Genomic DNA, 17,822 nt, shown 5'->3' with positions numbered 1-17,822 from the left:
GGCCACCGGCTCACTCGTTGTGCAGCACCTGCGCGATCGTCAGCCGTGCCGCACGGCGTGCCGGGACGAACGCGCCCAGGACCGCGATCGCGAGGCCCGCGAGGGCGAGTCCGGTCAGGGCCGGGGCGTGCCAGACGTCCGTCATGTAGGAGGGCAGGGTGATGTCGACCGCGTCCGCCATGCGCGGTACCACCAGGTGGTGGCCCACGATGCCGAGCGGGATCCCGAGGAGGGAGCCGAGGGCGCCGAGCACCGCCATCGACGTCACCGTCATCACCGTGACCTGGCGTGGTGTCATGCCGATGGACTTGAGCATGCCCAGGTCACGGCGGCGGTCGCGGGTGTTGAGGACGACGGTGTTGAAGACGCCGAGGGACGCGACCACGGCGAGCATCAGGGTGAGTGCCGTCGCGGAGCCGATGATGGTCTGGGTGACGGTGTTGGAGCCCCGCACGGTCGGGTTGACCCCGGCGTCGGCGGCTCGCGCGGCGCGGGCGTAGGCGGCCGGGTCGGCGCCCTCGCGGAGCTTGACGTGGTACGCGATCGGCTTCTCCGCGGGGGCCAGGGCCGTGAAGGTCGCCCAGTCGGCGACGACCAGCCGGGCGTTGCTCTCCATGAACTCCCCGACGACGAGCACCCTTTCGCCCCGGCCGCCCTTCTCCAGTCGCAGCCGGTCGCCCACGCGCAGAGCGTTCTCTCGTAGGAAGGCCGAGCCGGCGACGATCTCGCCCGCGTGCCGCGTCCACCGGCCCTCGGTGAGCACGCTGTCCATGCGCGGCCGGTCCCCCCGACGGGCCTCGAGCCACACGGTGTCCCCGGAGCCCGCCGCTCGGACCTCGACATCCGCCCGGGCGGTGACCTCGCGGGCGTCGGGCAGTGCGCGCAGGAGCGAGTGCAGCTCGGGATCGTCGTGTCGGGGCCGGATCTCCTTGCCGTCCTTGAAGGCGCCGACGTAGACCGTGACCTGGTAGGCGTCCCGGCCCGCATGACCGAACCGGTCCATCGTGGTGGCCAGGCCGGTCGCGAACGTCACGGTGGTCACGCCGAGGACGACGGCGGCGAGCGTGAGGGCGCTGCGCCCCGGCCGGGCGAACGGCAGCCCCAGCCCCAGACTCACCGAGCGCGGCAGCGCGCTGCCCGCCAGTCCGCGCTGGATGCGCAGGGCCCGGCCGGCGCGGGGCGCGCTGCCCGCGCTGATCGCCCGCGCCGCGGGCAGCCGGTGTGCCCGCACGGCGGGGGCGAGCGCGGCGAGTGCGCAGACGGCGGGCATGCCCAGCAGGGCGAGGACGTTCAGCCAGGGCGCGATCGAGGCGCTGTCGTGGAACACACCGGCGTCGGGCCCGGAGAAGACGAACTGGAAGAAGGGCCGCGCCACCAGGTTGCCCGCGAGGGTGCCCAGCGCGCAGCCGAGGACGGCGGGTACGGAGATCATCGTGAGGTAGACGGCGACGACCTGCCCCGGCGTGAAGCCGATCGCCTTGAGCACGCCGATGTGCCGGAACCCGGAGATCACCGCGCCGCTGACCACGTTGGCGACGATGAGCACGGCCACCACGATGCCCAGGATGCCGAAGGCCATCAGGTAGGGGGCGTAGGCGCGGGCCGAACTTCCGATCCGGTCCTTGAGGGTGAGAGAGGACCGCGAGGCGGTCAGCGCGTCCGCCGGGAGCCCCTCGGTCGCGGTGGCCAGCTGCTCGCGGAGCCGGTTCTCCGAGGAGGCGTCGGCGAAGCGGAACAGCATCTGGGTGGCCGTGGGATGCAGCGCCCCGATCTGCTCGGGTGCGACCCAGGCGTGCGCGGTGCGGCTGAGATCGAATGCCATCCCGACGATGGTCAGGGTGGGGCCCTCGGGCACCTTCAGCTGCTTGCCCAGGTCGTCCGCCGACCAGTTCGGGTCCCGGTTGATGACGATCTCGCCGGGCTCGGTGGCCCAGCGGCCCGCCCACACGTTCAGCCGGTCCACCGGTCCTGCGGGGTCGGCGCGGCCCACGACGGTGAGCTCGCTGCCGAGCCCGTAGTTCATGCTCTCCCGCGGCAGCTCGACCGTGGCTTGGGCAAACGGTCCGGCGGCGGCCGTCACGCCCGGCCGGTGGGCCGCTCGCGCGAGGTGCGCGTCCGTCGCCCGGGCGGGGTCGAAGGCGGCGACGACGTGTGGGCCGCGCTGTTTGTCGAAGGCCTTGTCGAACGGGGCGGAGGCAGCCTCGACCAGACCGAGCGCGACCACGATGGCCGCTGTCGAGGTGAGGGTCACCAGGGCGATGACGAGGGTCTGGAGTCTGCGCCGCCGTACCGCCGCGCGGGCGGCGCACCATACGGCCCTCATGCGGACGGCTCCAGGGTGTGCTCGCCGGTGAGCCGGCCGTCGGCCACCTCCACGAGCCTGCTGGCGCAGCGCCGGGCGAGGTGGGCGTCGTGGGTGACCAGGATCAGTGTCTGGCCGATCTGGTTGAGGTCGAGCAGCAGGTCCATCACCTGTTCCCCGGAGCGGCTGTCCAGGGCGCCGGTCGGCTCGTCGGCGAGCAGCAGGGCGGGGCGGTTCATCAACGCCCTTGCCACGGCCACACGTTGGCGCTCGCCGCCGCTGAGGACCGCCGGGTAGGCGTTGCGGCGGTCGGCGATGCCGAGTTCGTCGAAGAGTTCCAGCGCGCGGCGGCGGGCCTGCCGGGCCGGGGTGCCGGTCAGCTGGGCGGCCAGGGCGACGTTGTCGAGGGCCGACAGGTCGTCGATCAGGTTGAAGAACTGGAAGATCATGCCGATACGGCGGCGCCGGTACAGGGCGAGCCCCTTCTCGCTCAACTCCCCCACGTTCTCCCCGTGGACGACGACCGTGCCGCCGGTCGGCCGGTCGAGACCGGCGATCATGTTGAGCAGGGTGGACTTGCCGCACCCCGAGGGCCCCATCACCGCGACGGCCTCCCCCGCCCGTATCTCCAGCGACAGCCCGTCCAGTGCCGTCGTCCCGCCGTACTCCTTGCGCACACCGTCGAGTCGTACGACGGTCTCTGTGCTGCTGACCTCGGTAACCATGCACAGGACGCTAGGCGCCGGACCGGGGCCGCGGCATCCCTCCCCGGATGGCACCTCGGCGCCCACTTCATCCTGGGGATGCAGGCTCCTGCATCCCCCGGCCGATGCGGGCCCGGTGATCGTCTGCCATGGTGGCTTCCGTGGGGGAATGGGAAACGGACGGGCTGGGAGCGGCGTTGGGCGCGGCGTGCGCGGCCGTGCTGTGTCTGACCGTGGCGCTGGTGCGTATGCGGCGGCGGTGGCAGGCGGCCGTCGGGGAACGCGGCTGGTTGCTGGAGCGGGAGCGGGAGAGCGCCTCGCAGGCCGCCGTCGCGGCCGAACGCGACCGTATCGCCCGCGAGTTGCACGACATCGTGAGTCACAACGTCAGCCTCATGGTGGTCCAGGCCGGGGCGGCCCGCGAGGTGCTGGCCACGATGCCGGACGAGGCCGTGACGGCTCTGCGGGCCGTGGAGGACGCGGGGCGGGGCGCGATGACCGATCTACGGCACCTCCTGGGGCTGTTGGCGCCTTCCCAGAGCGGCGAGGACACGGACGACGACGCTCCGGCGGACACCGTGGCGGACCTGTCCCCCCAGCCCGGTCTCGACCGTCTGGGCCACCTGGTCGACCGTGTCTCCTTCGCCGGGCTGCCCGTCGAGGTCCGCGTCTCGGGGGAACCGCGCCCGCTCCCGCAGGGCATCGACGTGACCGCGTACCGCATCGTCCAGGAGGCGCTGACCAACGCGCTCCGGCACGGTGACGGCGGCAAGGCCGAGGTGACCGTGCGCTGGGCCGACCACGCGCTGCGCGTGGAGGTGCTCAACACCGGCCCGAGCGTGCTGACCGGCGTCCCGCCCGCACGGGCGACGCGCGGACACCGGGAAGGCACCGGCCGCGGGCTGATCGGCCTGCGCGAGCGGGTCGCGGTGTACGGCGGCGACCTGGACGCCAGGCGTCGGCTCGGGGGCGGCTACCGGGTCCGGGCGCGCATCCCTCTGGACCCGTCGTGACGGCGGCCCCGGACGGGCGGGCTCCCCGGGTGCTCGTCGCGGACGACCAGACACTGATCCGGACCGGCTTCCGGCTGATCCTGACCGCGCGCGGCATCGACGTGGTCGGTGAGGCGGCCGACGGTGCGGAGGCGGTCGCGAGGGCGCGCGAACTGAAGCCCGACGTCGTCCTGATGGACATCCGCATGCCGGTGATGGACGGCCTGGAGGCCACCCGTCTGATCCTCCGGCAGGCCCCGGAGTGCCGGGTGCTGATCCTGACCACCTTCGACCTGGACCGCTACGTCTATACGGCACTGTCGCTCGGTGCCAGCGGCTTCCTGCTGAAGGACGTCACTCCCGAGCACCTGGCGGCGGCCGTACGGCTGGTCGACACGGGGGACGCCCTGCTGGCCCCGTCCATCACCCGGCGCCTGGTCGAGCGCTTCGCCTCGGGCGCCGCACACTCCCCCGCCGTACCCGCCGACCTCTCGGCCCTGACACCCCGAGAGCTGGAGGTCCTGACGCTGCTGGGCCGGGGGCTGTCCAACACCGAGCTCGCCGCCGAACTGACCCTCAGCGAAGCCACGGTGAAGTCCCACGTGGCCCGCATCTTCGCGAAGCTGACCCTGCGCGACCGCGCCCAGGCCGTCGTCCTGGCGTACGAGACCGGGCTGGTCAGACCGGGCGGCGCCGGCACGGGCGGGACTTCCGTCCGGTAAGCCAGGTGCCACTGGACCGCGGTGGAGCAGCCCCGCACGCCTCCGAAATCGTCAACGGCAGCAAGAAGCTGCCGGTCGAGGTCACCCTGGCCTGAACCGCCCGGCCGGCACCGTGCCCGCCGTCAGGAAGAACGTGACGGCGTAGGTGAAACGGCCCAGGCGCGCGGCCTCGTCGAACCGGACCACGAACCGGTCCGCGTCCGCCGCGTCGAGGTGGCCGCGGGCCGCGGCCGTGTGCGCCCAGGTGCGCAGGCCCATGACGTGGTCGACCGCCGACGGATCGCGGACGACCAGCGTGCGGGCCTCCACCGTGATGTCGTCGAGGCCACGCGCCGCGAGAAGGCCGCCGTGCCGGTGGGCGAGAGTGCCGTTGCGCAGCAGTACGTCGGCGCGGAAGCGCAGCACCCGCCGGGCGACGTCCTGGTCGTCGATGTCGAGGACCTGGGTGTCGTAGTCGGGGTCCGCCAGCGCGACCCGGCCCCCGGGGCGGACCACCCGCAGCAGCTCGTCCAGCACCCGGCCGGGATCGGCGACATGCTGCACGACCCGGTCGGCCCAGGCCCCGTCGAACCGCCCCGCTCCGAACGGCAGCCGGTGGCCGTCCGCGACGCAGGCATGCGCCAGCCCTCGCGCCCGGGCCTGCGCGGCCATCGTCAAGGAGCTGTCGACCGCGACGACTTCGGCCCCCCAGCGCGAGCGCAGCGCCTGCGCGGCATCTCCCGTACCCGCTCCGACCTCCAGGAACACTCCGCCAGCCGCCGGGCGCAGCAACTCCTGCAACCGCTGTTTGTAGGTGGCGTAGAACGGCTCCGCGGCCACCCGGTCCAGGACCCGCACCCAGTCGCCGGGCCGGGCCTGCGAGTCCACCGACGTGAAGCCATGAGCACCACCGGGATCGTCCATGCGAGCACGCTAACGCCCTGGGCAGTGCCCTCTGACGGACTCGCAGGAACGCATGATCCCCACGGGACTTATGCGGGACCGCTCGTCAGGCGCCCGTCGTCACCGCCGCGTCGAGGAGGGGGCCGAGTTCCCGGGCCACGGTCGTCAGGGCGCTGACGTCCCGTTCGACCCGGGCGATGAGGAGGGCTCCTTCCAGGCTGCTGATCATGAGCGTGGCGAGATCCCCGGCCCGCTGTCCGGGGACACCCATGTCGGACAGCGCCTGTGCCACCGGTCCGGTCCAGGTGGCGAACGCGGCGGACGCGGCCTCCCGCGTGGAGGCGGTGGACTCCGCGCAGTCGATCGTGGCGGCGGCGACGGGACAGCCGCCCGCGAAGCCGTCGGTCTCGTACTCGTCGGTCCACTGCCGCACCATCTCGGCGAACAGCGCGCTGGGCACGGGCTCGTCCAGGGCGGCGAGGAAACGGGCGACGCGTCTGCCCGCGTACCGGCCGGCCCAGCCGACCGCCTCGTTGACCAGCTGTTCCTTGCCGCCGGGGAAGTAGTGCTGGAGCGAGCCGCGCGGCGCGCCGGCGTGGGCGGCGACCTCGCGCATACCGGTGGCGGCGACCCCGTCGCGCCGGATGAGCTGCGCCGCGCTGAAGACCATCCGCTCGCGCGGTCCTCGTTCGGACATCGTCGTCGGTCTCCCCTTCGTCGCGCGCTTCGACGCCCACTCTATGACCGCTGTCATAACGACCGCTACTATGACCGCTGTCATAGCAGGATTCCGCGCGGCCCGGCTTCGGTGGGGCCGGGAAAGGCGGCGCATCGTGCACGTCGGTTTCGTCGGCCTCGGGCTCATGGGGCAGCCCATGGCGCTCAACCTCGTCCGCGCCGGGACTCCGCTCGTCGTCTGGAACCGCACGCCCGGGCGTTGCGCGCCCCTGCGCGCCGCGGGAGCGGAGGTCGCGGCGAGCGCGGCCGAGGTCTTCGACCGGGCGGAGACCGTGATCCTGATGCTGGCCGACGAGGCCGCCATGGACGCGGTCCTGGGACGCGGCACCCCGGACTTCGCCGCGCGCGTCGCCGGGCACACCGTGGTCCACATGGGCACCACCTCGGCCGAGTACTCGCACGGCCTGGAGGACGACGTCCGAGCCGCGGGCGGCCGCTATGTCGAGGCGCCCGTGTCCGGTTCCCGTGCCCCGGCCGAGCAGGGCGAGCTGGTCGGGATGCTGGCCGGTGACGACGCCGCCGTGGCGGCCGTACGTCCCCTGCTGGCACCCCTGTGCCGGGAGACGTTCGAGTGCGGTGCCGTACCGGGGGCGCTGCTGATGAAGTTCTCGGTGAACCTGTTCCTGATCACCCTGGTCACCGGGCTGACCGAGGCGTTCCACTTCGCGGACCGGCACGGACTCGACCAGCGTCTGCTCCGGGACGTCCTGGACGCGGGCCCGATGGCCAGCGCCGTCTCCCGCATGAAGGCGCCCAAGCTGCTGGCCCGCGACTTCGCCGCCCAGGCGGCCGCCGCGGACGTGCTCAAGAACAACCTGCTGATCGCTGAAGCCGCCCGCAAGGCCGACATCGCCTCCCCGCTCCTCGACGTCTGCCACACCCTCTTCGGCGAGACGGTCGACCAGGGCCACGGCGGGCAGGACATGGTGGCCGTGATGCACGCGCTCGAGACGCGCACCGCCCAGGGTGTCTCGTGGAACCGGAAGGCCGGGCAGAAGCGTTGTGATGAGGGAGTGGAGGGCGGGCCCTGACTCTCCGCCGGAGCGAATGAGGACGACCCATGAGTGACAAGGCCCGGATCCTGTTCGAAGCCCTCGACCTCGACCGGAACGGGACGCTGACCCGGCAGGAGATCATCATCGCCCTGCGGTCGAAGGGGCCGACGCTCGCCGCGACGGGGGCCCTGCCGCCCTGGGCCGTGGGGGACGCCGACGCCTCCTCCGCCCTCTTCGACGCCGCGGACCAGAACGGCGACTCCGTGCTGACGCTGGAGGAGTTCGCGGCCGTGGTGGACCGTCGTTTCGGCTGGCGCTGACCCCGTCCTACGAAGCCGTGTGCGGCTTCACCAGACCGCTCTGATAGGCGATGACGACGAGTTGCGCGCGGTCGCGGGCGTTCAGTTTGGTCATGGCCCGCTGGATGTGGCTGCGTACGGTCAGCGGGCTCAGGACGAGCCGTTCGGCGATCTCGGCATTGGATCTGCCGTAGGCGGCCAGGGCCGTGACCTCGCGTTCGCGGTCGGTCAGGGCTTTGACGGCGTCGGGGAGGGCGCGGAAGCCGTCGGTGTCGGGGGTGGCCAGGAAGCGGGTGACGAGGGCCCGGGTGGCGGCGGGCGACAGAAGGGCGTCACCGGCCGCCACGGTGCGGATGCTCGACAGCAGCTCCTCGGGGCGCACCCCCTTGCCCAGGAAGCCGCTCGCGCCGGCGCGCAGGGCCTTGGCCACGTTCTCGTCGTTCTCGAACGTGGTGAGGATGAGGATGTGGGTGTCCGCCAGCTCGGGCCGGGAGCAGATGGCGGCCGTGGCCGCCACCCCGTCGAGGTGCGGCATACGGATGTCCATGATGACCACGTCGGGCCGGTGCTCGGCGGTGAGGTCGACGGCTTCCTGACCGTCGGCGGCCTCCGCGACCACGGTCAGGTCCTCGACCGAGTCGATGAGGATCCGGAAGGTGGCCCGGAGCAGGGCCTGGTCGTCGGCGAGCAGAACACGGATGGTCATGTGGCGGGGCTCTCGTCGTGGCGGTGCGGCGGCGGGGCGTCGCGGGGGTCCGGCGGCGGGGCACCGTGGTGGTGCAGCGGCAGGGTGCAGGCGACCTCGAAGCCGCCGTGCGGGCGCCGGCCGGCGTGCAAGGTGCCGCCCGCGGCCGCGGCACGCTCGCGCATACCGAGCAGGCCGAAGCCGCCCCCGGTGGTGGCGGCGGCCACGGGGCGGTCCGGGGTGGTGTCGTTGGTGACGGTCAGCGTCAAGTAGTGGGGGGTGTAGGCGAGTCGGACCTGAGCGGTGCGGGTGGCGGCGTGCTTGGTGACGTTGGTGAGCGCTTCCTGGACGATCCGGTAGGCCGTCAGGTCGAGTACGGGCGGCAGCGGTCGCCGCTGTCCCTCGACGGTGACCGTCACCTCCAGGCCGACCATCGCGCAGGTGTCGACCAGGTCGGGCAGCCGGTCCAGTCCCGGCGCGGGAGTCAGTTCGGAGGTGTCGTTGTCCTGGCGCAACAGCCCTACGGCGGCCTTGAGTTCGCGCAGCGCGGCGGCGGTGGTCTCCGGCAGTTTCGCGAGGATGTCGAAGGCCTGCTCCGGGTGCGTGCGCGCGAGGTGCGCCGCGGTGCCGGCCTGGGCGTCGGCCAGGGTCAGGTGGTGCGCGACCACATCGTGCAACTCCCGTGCGATGCGCATGCGTTCCTGGATCACGCGGTGCCGTGCCTCCTCCTCGCGCTCGCGGGCGGCGTGTTCGGCGCGGGCCACCGCGTACTGCCGGCGCACCCGGACATAGGCGCCGAGGGCCGCCGACAGCAGCACCATGGCCACCGGGTTGACGGTCCCGAGGATCGGCGAGTCACGGAACGACGGAACGAGCAGACCGGTGACGACCAGGCCCGCGGCAGCCGCGAGCGCGCTGTTCCAGCTGGTGCGGCGCGGCGTCCGCACGCTGGTGGAGTACTGCGCGACCAGGAGCGGGACCATCACTCCGGCCGTCAGGAGGTAGCCCACGGCACCCAGGGCGATGGTGCACAGCGTCGTCGCGGCGAGTACCACCAAGGGGCGCTCGCGGCGCCAGGGCAGTGCGGCACAGGCCACCGCGGCGAGCGCGATGCCGGACCACAGGTGGGGTGTCCCGGGCATCACCGCCCGGGTGACGAGGACAGCGGCGACGGTGAGCGCGAACAGCAGGACCACTGTGGTGGCCTCGACGGCTTGGGGACGGGTCGCCGCCCGCCGCTGCCAGCTGTTGCTCATCGCGCTCCGAGAAAGGTTCGAGGACAGTCATGCTCACACACCACGGACCACGGTGCCGTCCCGCACAAGGGCACCGCGGTCCGTCGTACGGGATTCAGATCCGGGCCGGTTCCTGCGGCACCGGCTCGCCGGCCTCGTGCGTCTTCGGCGTGCCGAGTCCGGCGCCCTCCACATCGACGCGGGGCAGCAGCCGGTCGAGCCGGGCCGGCAGCCACCACGCCTTGTCGCCGAGCAGGGCGAGCACCGCGGGCACGATCGCCATGCGGACGACGAAGGCGTCGAAGAGCACCGCGACGGCGAGCCCGAAGCCCATGGTCTTGATCATCGACTCCTGGGCGCCGATGAAGCCGGAGAACACCGCGATCATGATGACCGCCGCGGCGGCAACCACCCGGGCACTGTGCCGGAAGCCCGTCACGATCGCCTGGGCGGGCCGGTCCCCGTGGACGTACGCCTCCCGCATCCGCGAGACGAGGAAGACCTCGTAGTCCATCGCCAGGCCGAACACGATGCCCACCAGGAAGATCGGCATCAGGCTCATGATCGGACCGGACTGCTCCACCCCGAGCAGTTCCGCGCCCCAGCCCCACTGGAAGACCGCCACGACCGCGCCGAGGGCGGCCAGCACCGACAGCAGGAACCCGAGTGCGGCCTTGAGAGGCACGAGCACGGAACGGAAGACGACCAGCAGCAGGATCAACGCCAGCACGATGATGACGCCCAGATAGGGCACGAGCGCGTCCTGGAGGGCCTGGGCGACGTCGATGTTCATCGCGGTGTTGCCGGTGACCTCGAACGTCGCCCCGGTCTCCCGCTCCAGGTCCGGGCGCTCGGAACGGATCGACTGGACGAGGTCCTTGGTCCGCTCGTCGTTCGGGCCGGTGGCCGGCACCGCGGACAGGAGAGCGGCGTCCCCCGCCTGGTTGAACTGCGCGGGAGAGACGGACACGACCCCGCCGGTCGCGCCGATCCTCTCGGCGATGTCGCTCACGGCAGCCTTGGGTTCGGCGACCCCCTTGACGTCCACCACGATCGTCAGCGGCCCGTTGAAGCCGGCGCCGAAACCGTCGGCGAGCGCGTCGTAGGCACGCCGTTCCGTCGAGGAGACCGGCTTGGACTCGTCCCCCGGCATGCCCAGTTCCAGCTGTGCGGCGGGCAGCGCCAGCACGCCCAGACCGGCGACGCACGTCACCAGCACGGCCACGGGGCGGCGCAGCACGAACCGCGCCCAGCGGGATCCGCCGTTGCCCTCCGTCGACGGAGCCGCGGCGCCGTTCTTGCGGATACGGCGGGGCAGTACGGCTTCGGGCCACATGCCCAGCAGCGCCGGGACCAGCGTGAGCGCGATCAGCACGGCGACGACCACCGCACCCGCGGCGCACAGCCCCATCTTGGCCAGCATCGGGACGCCGATGACGGTCAGGCCGGCCAGGGCGATGACGACCGTGAGACCGGCGAACACCACGGCGGAGCCGGCCGTGCCGACGGCGAGGCCGGTCGCCTCCCGCGGGTCGTGTCCGTTGGCGCGCTCCTCCCGGTAGCGGGAGACCACGAAGAGGGCGTAGTCGATACCGACCGCCAGGCCGAGCATCGTGGCGAGCGTGCCGGTGGTCATGGAGAGACCGAAGACGCTGCCCAGGGCCATGATGGCGGCCATGCTGACGCCCACGCCGACGATGGCGGTGAGCAGCGGAAGGCCGGCCGCCGCGAGGGAGCCGAAGGTGATCAGCAGGACGACCGCGGCGAGGGCGATGCCGATGGCCTCGGAGGCGCCGCCCGCCGCGGGCTGCGTGGCCAGTGCGGTGCCTCCGGCCTCGACCGTGAGACCGGAGTCGCGGGCCTCGTCGATGGCCTTCTCCAGCGCGGCCTTGTCGGCGTCGGTGAGGTCGGCGGCCTTCACCTTGTACTCCACCGTGGCGTAGGCGGTGGAGCCGTCCTTGCTCACCGCGCCCGCCGTGAACGGGCTGGTGGCACCGGCCACCTGGGGCTCGTCGGCGGCCTCGGCGACGAGCGACTCGATGGCGGCGCGATGGCCGGCCGCCGTCACCTTCTCGCCGTCGGGCGCGGTGAAGACGATCCGCGCATCGGCCCCATTGGCGTCCCCACCGGGGAAACGCTCCCCGATCAGGTCGAAGGCCTTCTGCGCCTCGATGCCCGGCATGAAGGACGTGCCGTCGTCGGAGGCGGCGGGCGCCTTGGCGGCGCCCAGGCCGACGGCGCCGAGGACCACGGCCCACAACAGCGCCACGAGCAGGCGCCGCCGGAAGGCGGCCCGGCCCATCCGATACAGGAAGGTAGCCACGAGAAACGGATCTCCAGGTCTGGGTTCGGGTAGATCACCAGCCTGGCCCGACAGGGGCCACCGGGGCATCGTGCCGGTGCTGGCACTCCCCGTTGGTGGCGCTGCACGAGGCGGGGCGCCCGTCTCCTCCTCAAGGACGAGCGCCGACTGCTGCGTGCGGAGGACGCGGGCCGTCGACCCGCCACGACGCGTGCCCGCACGAGAAGTCACGGAAGAACACGCCATGCTCCTGCATGTGAGTCGTCTGAGGCTCCGTCGTTCGGGCGCCTTCGCCTCCGCCGTCCCGAACAGGCAAAGGGCGATGTCCGCCCCGGGGAAGACCCGCTCCCGGGCGGTGGTCTTCACTGTCGGCCACCCGCCTCGACGCAAGGGAGCCGATCATGGCCGAAGCCACCGGGACCGAGTTCTGGAAGAACCTCCAGCCGATCCGCGACTCCGTCAAGCCGGACGCCCTGCCCGAGGTCTACCTCTCCCAGGTGGCCACCGACGACGACCGGTACTACGTGCCGTTCACCGAGACCGTCGGCTCGCGCCCGCTGTGGATCAACGTCAAGGACAACTCCTGGGCCGACATCCTGCGGGCCAAGGAGGCGGGACTCGTCAACCGGCACTACCACCCGCACGAGGTGTTCGCCTACACGATCTCCGGCAAGTGGGGCTATCTGGAACGGCCTTGGACCGCGAGCGCCGGTGACTTCGTCTACGAGGCACCGGGTGAGGGGCACACCCTGGTGGCCTACGAGAGCGACGAGCCGATGAAGGCGTTCTTCATCGTCAAGGGGCCGTTGATCTGGCTCGACGAGAACGGTGAGAGCGTCGGCCACTTCGACGTCCATGACTACATCGCGCTGTGCCGCGCACACTACGATGCGGTCGGCATCGGAGCCGACTACGTGAACTCGCTCTTCCGGTGACCCGGCGGACGCCCGGGCCGGAAAGGAGACCCAGGTGTCCCTGTCCCGCCTTTCCCCCCTGTCCTCCGTCTCCCGGGTGTCGACGCGGTCCGTGGACCCGGCCGACCGGATCGGCTTCTGGGAGGAGTACAACCGACAGGCGCTGGTGGGCCTGACCTGCTCTTCCTACTCCCAGGACGGCCTGCTGGCCACCCAGACGAACTTCCGGCTGGGCGGCCTGCGGCTGGCCGAGATCACCGGGAACGAGCACGTCATCGAACGCACCCCGCGGACCTGCCGGGACCTTCCGAAGGACTCGGTCTTCGTCAGTCTGCTGACCGACGGCCAGGCGGTGTTCTTCCACGAGGGCGGCTGTCTCACCGTCCGGGCCGGGGACCTGGTCCTCTACGACACCCGCCGCTCGTACCTGTTCGGTTTCCCCACCGCCATGCGCCAGTTGCTGGTGGACATCCCCCGCGAGGTCTTCGCCGAGCGCTGCGCCCCGGGCGACGTACCGGCACCCCTGCTCTTCCGGCAAGGTCTCGCCCCGGTGTCCGCACTGGAGTCGGTGCTGGCCGACTGGACCACGGGAGGCGGGGACACCGATCCCACACACGCCGAGGCCGCCGTGCTGGACCTCGTACGCACGCTGGCGGCTCCCCGGCTGGGCGACGCTCCCGCCCTGCCCGCGTCGTCGTCCCGGCTGGCCATGGCCCTGGACCACATCGACCGGCACCTGTCCGACCCCCGGCTGAGCGCGGAAGCGGTCGCGGCGGCGATCGGGGTGTCCCCCAGGCACCTCAGCCGCCTGTTCCGGCCGACCGGCGTCAGTCCCGCCCGTCACCTCCTCGACCGACGGCTGGCGAAGGCACACGAGCAGCTCGCCGACCCGGACTCCCGTCATCTCACGGTCGCCGAAGTCGCCCACCGTTGATGCTTCGCCAGCCAGGCCCACTTCACCCGGGTCTTCCGCGACCGCTACGGCCGCACACCGGGCGAGGTACGACCGCCCCGCACGGACCGGGCCCGCGGGTCAGTGCGGCCGGCAGGTCAACCGGTAGTGCCCTGACGGCAGTCGGTACGAGGCCACCCCGCCCGCGTGGCCGAGGAACCGCACGCCCGCCACGCGCGCCAACGGCGTCCGTCCCCCGTCGTCGACGCTCCACTCGCTTCTGATCTCGCCGTACGGGGACTCGACATCGTGGCCATGGGTGCGTTGGAGGCGGTCGCCGAGGCCGGACCGTCCGTGCCGGGCGACCTCTCGGTGGCCGGCTACGACAGCACCACGTTCCGCCGCGTTCGGCCCGATCTCCCTCACCAGCGTCGACCAGGCCGGCCACGAACTGGGCAAAAACGCCGTCCGGCTCCTCCTGCAACGGATCGCGGACCGCGGCCGGCGAAGTAGGGCGTCAACGACCTCCGGTGCAGATCCGGCGGACAGGGTCGGACACCGTCTCGTCCGGCGCCGGGCCTCCCTCCGCCAACCGACCGAAGCAGTGGATGTAGGTGGCGGGCTGGCTCGAGAAGGGCACCGCGATCGGCTCGCCGGCCCGGATGCGGGAGGCGTAGTGGTCGAGGCGTCCGGTGAAGTCGTCGTCCCCGCCCAGCACATGGGCCACCCGGGACGGCATCACCCCGACCGCTACTCGGGCAGCCGCTCCAGCGCCGCCGAGATCCCGGACCGCTCCACCACATCCATCAGCGCCTGTCCGATCACGGAGACGGGCTCGCGGGCCGGGAGCACCAGGCCGATCTGCTCGGAGCGGACGGGCCGGACCAGCGGGACGGCGCGCATGCCCGCGGGGACGCCGAAGACATGGAGCCAGGCGTACGGGACGATGCTCGCCCACTGCCCGGCCCTGACCTGGGCGAACAGGGAGGCGATCGAGTCGGTCTCCACGCGCGGGGTGACGGAGACGCCGACGGTCGCGAACACCGCGTCGAGGATCTGGCGGCCCTGCATCCTCGGGTCGAGCAGGCACAGGGGGTACTGGGCCGCCTCCTCCCAGGAGATGTCCACGGAGCCGGTGTCCGGGGCGGTCCGCTGGGTCAGAAGGACGTGGCGTTCCCGGTACAGCGGGACGAACTTGAAGTCGTGGTCCGCGACCGAGCTCTGGTAGGTCACGGCGGCGTCGAGTTCGTAGGCGCGCAACCGGTTCACGATGTCCTCGGCCCGCAGGTCGGCGAAGACCTGGACGGTCGCCAGCGGGTTGGCGGCGCAGAACGGCTGGGTCAGCAGCCCCACCGCCGTGGAGGCCGTGGGCACGGTCCCGATCCGCAGGCGGCCGCTGAGTCCGGCCCGCAGCGCCTGGATCTCGCTCTCCATGGCGTCCCGGTCGGCGAGGATCCGCTGGGCCCACAGGACGACCCGCTCGCCCTCCGGGGTGAGCCCGTCGAACCGGCGTCCTCGCTGGACCAGGGGGATGCCGAGTTCCTCCTCCAGCTTCCGGATGCCCTCGGACAGAGCAGGCTGGGAGACATAGCAGGCCTGCGCCGCCTTGGCGAAGTGGCGGACCCGGGCGAGGGCGACGAGGTACTCGAGTTGACGGAGCAGCACCCCTCAATGATCCACCGCGCGGGGGGCCTGGGCCGACGACTGTGCGGGTGTCATCGGTGCGGCCTATCACGCGATAACAACTACCGCTTTGACCTGGACCGATGCACAGGCGAAGAGTGAGGAGGAGACCGGCTGGGAGAGGGCGTGGTGCTCGATGCGGGACATCGGCGAACCGGATGAGAGCGAGCTGTCGGTGACGGCTCCCAAGACCTGGGCCGCGGGCACTCCAGGCGTCGTGCACGCCCTGCAGTACGCGCTGGGCCAGACCTCGCCGAAACGCACCGCGCTCACCCTGCTCACCCTCAACCAGACGAAGGGCATCGACTGCCCGGGCTGTGCCTGGCCGGAGCCCGCGCCGGGCAAGCGGCACCTCAACGAGTACTGCGAGAACGGCGCCAAGCACATCAGCGACGAGGCCACGTCCCGGCGGGTGACCGCCGAGTTCTTCCAGCGGTACTCCGTCGACGAGCTGAGCCGTCAGTCGGACTACTGGCTCAACCAGCAGGGCCGGCTGACCGAGCCGATGGTGCTGCGCGAGGGCGCGGACCACTACGAGCCCATCGGCTGGGGCGAGGCACTACGGCTCCTCGCCGACGAACTGCGCGCCCTGGACCACCCGGACGAGGCGCTGTTCTACACCTCGGGGCGGCTGGCCAACGAGCCGGCGTTCCTGCTCCAGTTGTTCGCCCGGGCCTTCGGCACCAACAATCTGCCGGACTGCTCCAACATGTGCCACGAGTCCAGCGGATCGGCGCTGACCGAGACCCTGGGCATCGGCAAGGGCAGCGTCACGCTCGACGACCTGTACAACGCCGACCTCGTCTTCGTCGTGGGACAGAACCCCGGCACCAACCATCCGCGGATGCTGTCCGCGCTGGAGGAGACCAAGCGCCGCGGTGGCAGTGTCGTGGCCGTCAATCCGCTGCCCGAGGCCGGGCTGATGCGCTTCAAGAACCCGCAGAAGGCGCGTGGCGTCGTCGGCCGGGGCACCGCCATCGCCGACCAGTTCCTGCAGATCCGTCCCGGTGGTGACCTGGCCCTCTTCCAGGCGCTGAATTTGATGCTGATCGAGGCCGAGGACAAGGAGCCGGGCACCGTCCTGGACCGGGAGTTCATCGACGCGCACACCACCGGCTACGAGGCCTTCGCCGAGCATCTGCGCGCCACGACGTCGTGGGACGAGGTCCTGGAGGCCACGGGGCTGAGCCAGGACGAGATCGAGCAGGTGCACGCCCGGGTCCTGGAGAGCCGTGGCGTCATCGTCTGCTGGGCCATGGGTCTGACGCAGCACAAGCACGGTGTGCCCACCATCAGGGAGGTCGTCAACTTCCTTCTGCTGCGCGGCAACATCGGCCGCCCGGGCGCGGGGGTGTGCCCCGTCCGCGGGCACAGCAACGTGCAGGGCGACCGCACGATGGGCATCTGGGAGCGCATGCCCCAGTCGTTCCTGGACCGTCTCGGCGACGAGTTCCGCTTCACCGCGCCGACGGCGCACGGTCTGGACTCCGTCGACTCCATCCGGGCCATGCTCGACGGACGGGCCAAGGTCTTCCTCGGGGTCGCGGGCAACTTCGTGCGGGCCACGCCCGACAGCGACGTCACCGAGCGCGCCATGCGCAACTGCCGTCTGACCGCGCACATCTCGACGAAGCTCAACCGTTCCCACACGGTGTGCGGGCGTACGGCGCTGATCCTGCCCACGCTCGGTCGCAGCGACCGGGACGTCCAGGCGGGCGGGGAGCAGTTCATGACGGTCGAGGACTCCATGAGCGAGGTCCACGCCACCCGCGGCCGGCTCGCCCCCGCGTCCGCGCGGCTGCTGAGCGAGGTCTCCATCATCAGCCGCCTCGCGCGCAAGGTCCTGGGCTCCGCACCCGAGATCCCCTGGGAGGACTTCGAGGCCGACTACGGTCTTGTCCGCGACCGCATCTCCCGGGTCGTCGAAGGCTTCGAGGACTTCGACGAGCGGGTACGGCGCCCCGGCGGTTTCCGGCTGCCCAACCCGGTCAACGACAAGGTGTTCCGGACACCCAGCGGGAAGGCCGTCTTCAGCGTCAACGACTTCACGATGCTCCGGGCGCCGAAGGGTCATCTGATCCTGCAGACCCTGCGCTCGCACGACCAGTGGAACACCGTCCCCTACGCGATGGACGACCGCTACCGGGGCATCAAGGGCGGCCGCCGCGTCGTCCTCGTGAACGCAGCCGACCTCGCCGACCTCGACATCCCGGACGGCGGCCTCGTCGATCTGGTCGGCGTCTGGTCCGACGGTTCGGAGCGCCGCGCGGACGCCTTCCGTGTCGTCGCCTACCCCACTCCCCCGGGTTCGGCCGCCGCGTACTACCCGGAGACCAATGTGCTGGTGCCGCTCGACAGCGTCGCGGACATCAGCAACACGCCCACGTCGAAAAGCGTGATCGTCCGCCTGGAACGACGGCAGACTTCGCCGTCGTGGCCTCGGGCCGAGTTGCCTCTACGACGGTGACGGGCCGCGG

The 17,822-nt window shown here is 71.8% G+C and carries 16 protein-coding genes and 1 pseudogene; 8 read left to right on the top strand and 9 right to left on the bottom strand.

Annotation, left to right across the window (positions count from 1 at the left end):
- Positions 1-10: 10 nt before the first annotated feature.
- Positions 11-2,323 carry an ABC transporter permease gene (locus OG381_RS42685; RefSeq protein ID WP_327721337.1) on the bottom strand — a complete coding sequence of 771 codons (2,313 nt, stop codon included), beginning with the start codon at positions 2,321-2,323 and terminating at the stop codon, positions 11-13.
- Positions 2,320-3,027, bottom strand: a complete 708-nt coding sequence (locus OG381_RS42680; protein WP_327721336.1) for an ABC transporter ATP-binding protein — start codon at positions 3,025-3,027, stop codon at positions 2,320-2,322. The genes OG381_RS42685 and OG381_RS42680 overlap by 4 nt, the downstream gene beginning before the upstream one ends.
- Positions 3,028-3,167: 140 nt before the next feature.
- Here OG381_RS42680 and OG381_RS42675 point away from each other — a divergent pair, with 140 nt between their 5' ends.
- Entirely contained in the window at positions 3,168-4,019 is an 852-nt protein-coding gene (locus OG381_RS42675; protein ID WP_327721335.1) for a sensor histidine kinase, read from the top strand.
- Positions 4,016-4,720, top strand: coding sequence for a response regulator transcription factor (locus OG381_RS42670; RefSeq protein ID WP_327721334.1), 705 nt, complete (start codon positions 4,016-4,018; stop codon positions 4,718-4,720). The genes OG381_RS42675 and OG381_RS42670 overlap by 4 nt, the downstream gene beginning before the upstream one ends.
- An 81-nt stretch (positions 4,721-4,801) precedes the next feature.
- On the opposite strand, the gene OG381_RS42665 is transcribed toward OG381_RS42670, so the two are convergent.
- Both OG381_RS42665 and OG381_RS42660 read right to left on the bottom strand, forming a co-directional pair.
- A complete protein-coding gene (locus OG381_RS42665; protein WP_327721333.1) occupies positions 4,802-5,623 on the bottom strand; it encodes a methyltransferase domain-containing protein in 822 nt (273 codons plus the stop codon).
- A gap of 85 nt (positions 5,624-5,708) precedes the next feature.
- The gene (locus tag OG381_RS42660) at positions 5,709-6,299 is read right to left on the bottom strand and encodes a TetR/AcrR family transcriptional regulator (protein ID WP_327721332.1); all 591 of its coding nucleotides are present in this window, start codon (positions 6,297-6,299) and stop codon (positions 5,709-5,711) included.
- A gap of 136 nt (positions 6,300-6,435) precedes the next feature.
- On the opposite strand from OG381_RS42660, the gene OG381_RS42655 reads away from it, so the two are divergent.
- Both OG381_RS42655 and OG381_RS42650 read left to right on the top strand, forming a co-directional pair.
- Positions 6,436-7,371: an NAD(P)-dependent oxidoreductase gene (locus tag OG381_RS42655; protein WP_327721331.1), complete on the top strand. Its 936-nt coding sequence runs from the start codon at positions 6,436-6,438 to the stop codon at positions 7,369-7,371.
- A 29-nt stretch (positions 7,372-7,400) separates the two neighbouring features.
- Entirely contained in the window at positions 7,401-7,655 is a 255-nt protein-coding gene (locus tag OG381_RS42650; RefSeq protein WP_327721330.1) for an EF-hand domain-containing protein, read from the top strand.
- A 7-nt stretch (positions 7,656-7,662) separates the two neighbouring features.
- Here the strand turns inward: OG381_RS42650 and OG381_RS42645 are convergent, their stop codons facing one another.
- From OG381_RS42645 to OG381_RS42635, 3 genes are all read right to left on the bottom strand, one after another.
- The gene (locus tag OG381_RS42645; RefSeq protein ID WP_327721329.1) at positions 7,663-8,340 is read right to left on the bottom strand and encodes a response regulator transcription factor; all 678 of its coding nucleotides are present in this window, start codon (positions 8,338-8,340) and stop codon (positions 7,663-7,665) included.
- A complete protein-coding gene (locus OG381_RS42640; RefSeq protein ID WP_327721328.1) occupies positions 8,337-9,575 on the bottom strand; it encodes a sensor histidine kinase in 1,239 nt (412 codons plus the stop codon). The genes OG381_RS42645 and OG381_RS42640 overlap by 4 nt, the downstream gene beginning before the upstream one ends.
- Positions 9,576-9,669: 94 nt before the next feature.
- Positions 9,670-11,877: an MMPL family transporter gene (locus OG381_RS42635; protein WP_327721327.1), complete on the bottom strand. Its 2,208-nt coding sequence runs from the start codon at positions 11,875-11,877 to the stop codon at positions 9,670-9,672.
- Positions 11,878-12,257: 380 nt separating this feature from the next.
- Here OG381_RS42635 and OG381_RS42630 point away from each other — a divergent pair, with 380 nt between their 5' ends.
- The 3 genes from OG381_RS42630 to OG381_RS42620 all read left to right on the top strand — a co-directional run bounded on the left by OG381_RS42630 (position 12,258) and on the right by OG381_RS42620 (position 14,175).
- Positions 12,258-12,791, top strand: a complete 534-nt coding sequence (locus OG381_RS42630) for a 2,4'-dihydroxyacetophenone dioxygenase family protein (RefSeq protein ID WP_327721326.1) — start codon at positions 12,258-12,260, stop codon at positions 12,789-12,791.
- Positions 12,792-12,825: 34 nt separating this feature from the next.
- Positions 12,826-13,704: a helix-turn-helix domain-containing protein gene (locus OG381_RS42625; RefSeq protein ID WP_327721325.1), complete on the top strand. Its 879-nt coding sequence runs from the start codon at positions 12,826-12,828 to the stop codon at positions 13,702-13,704.
- 273 nt (positions 13,705-13,977) lie between these two features.
- On the top strand, positions 13,978-14,175 hold the full coding sequence (locus OG381_RS42620) for a hypothetical protein (protein ID WP_327722705.1): 198 nt from the start codon (positions 13,978-13,980) through the stop codon (positions 14,173-14,175).
- Between the two features lie 91 nt (positions 14,176-14,266).
- On the opposite strand, the pseudogene OG381_RS42615 reads toward OG381_RS42620, so the two are convergent.
- Positions 14,267-14,392 (bottom strand): annotated as a pseudogene (locus tag OG381_RS42615) (reductase); the annotation flags it as partial.
- 20 nt (positions 14,393-14,412) lie between these two features.
- Entirely contained in the window at positions 14,413-15,327 is a 915-nt protein-coding gene (locus OG381_RS42610; RefSeq protein WP_327721324.1) for a LysR family transcriptional regulator, read from the bottom strand.
- A gap of 154 nt (positions 15,328-15,481) precedes the next feature.
- On the opposite strand from OG381_RS42610, the gene OG381_RS42605 reads away from it, so the two are divergent.
- Positions 15,482-17,812 (top strand): FdhF/YdeP family oxidoreductase, encoded by a 2,331-nt coding sequence (locus OG381_RS42605; RefSeq protein WP_327722704.1) that lies wholly within the window; start codon positions 15,482-15,484, stop codon positions 17,810-17,812.
- The last annotated feature ends 10 nt before the right edge of the window (positions 17,813-17,822 follow it).

Source organism: Streptomyces sp. NBC_00490, from assembly GCF_036013645.1.
Classification (GTDB): domain Bacteria; phylum Actinomycetota; class Actinomycetes; order Streptomycetales; family Streptomycetaceae; genus Streptomyces; species Streptomyces canus_F.
This window is presented reverse-complemented; position numbering and strand designations above follow the sequence as displayed.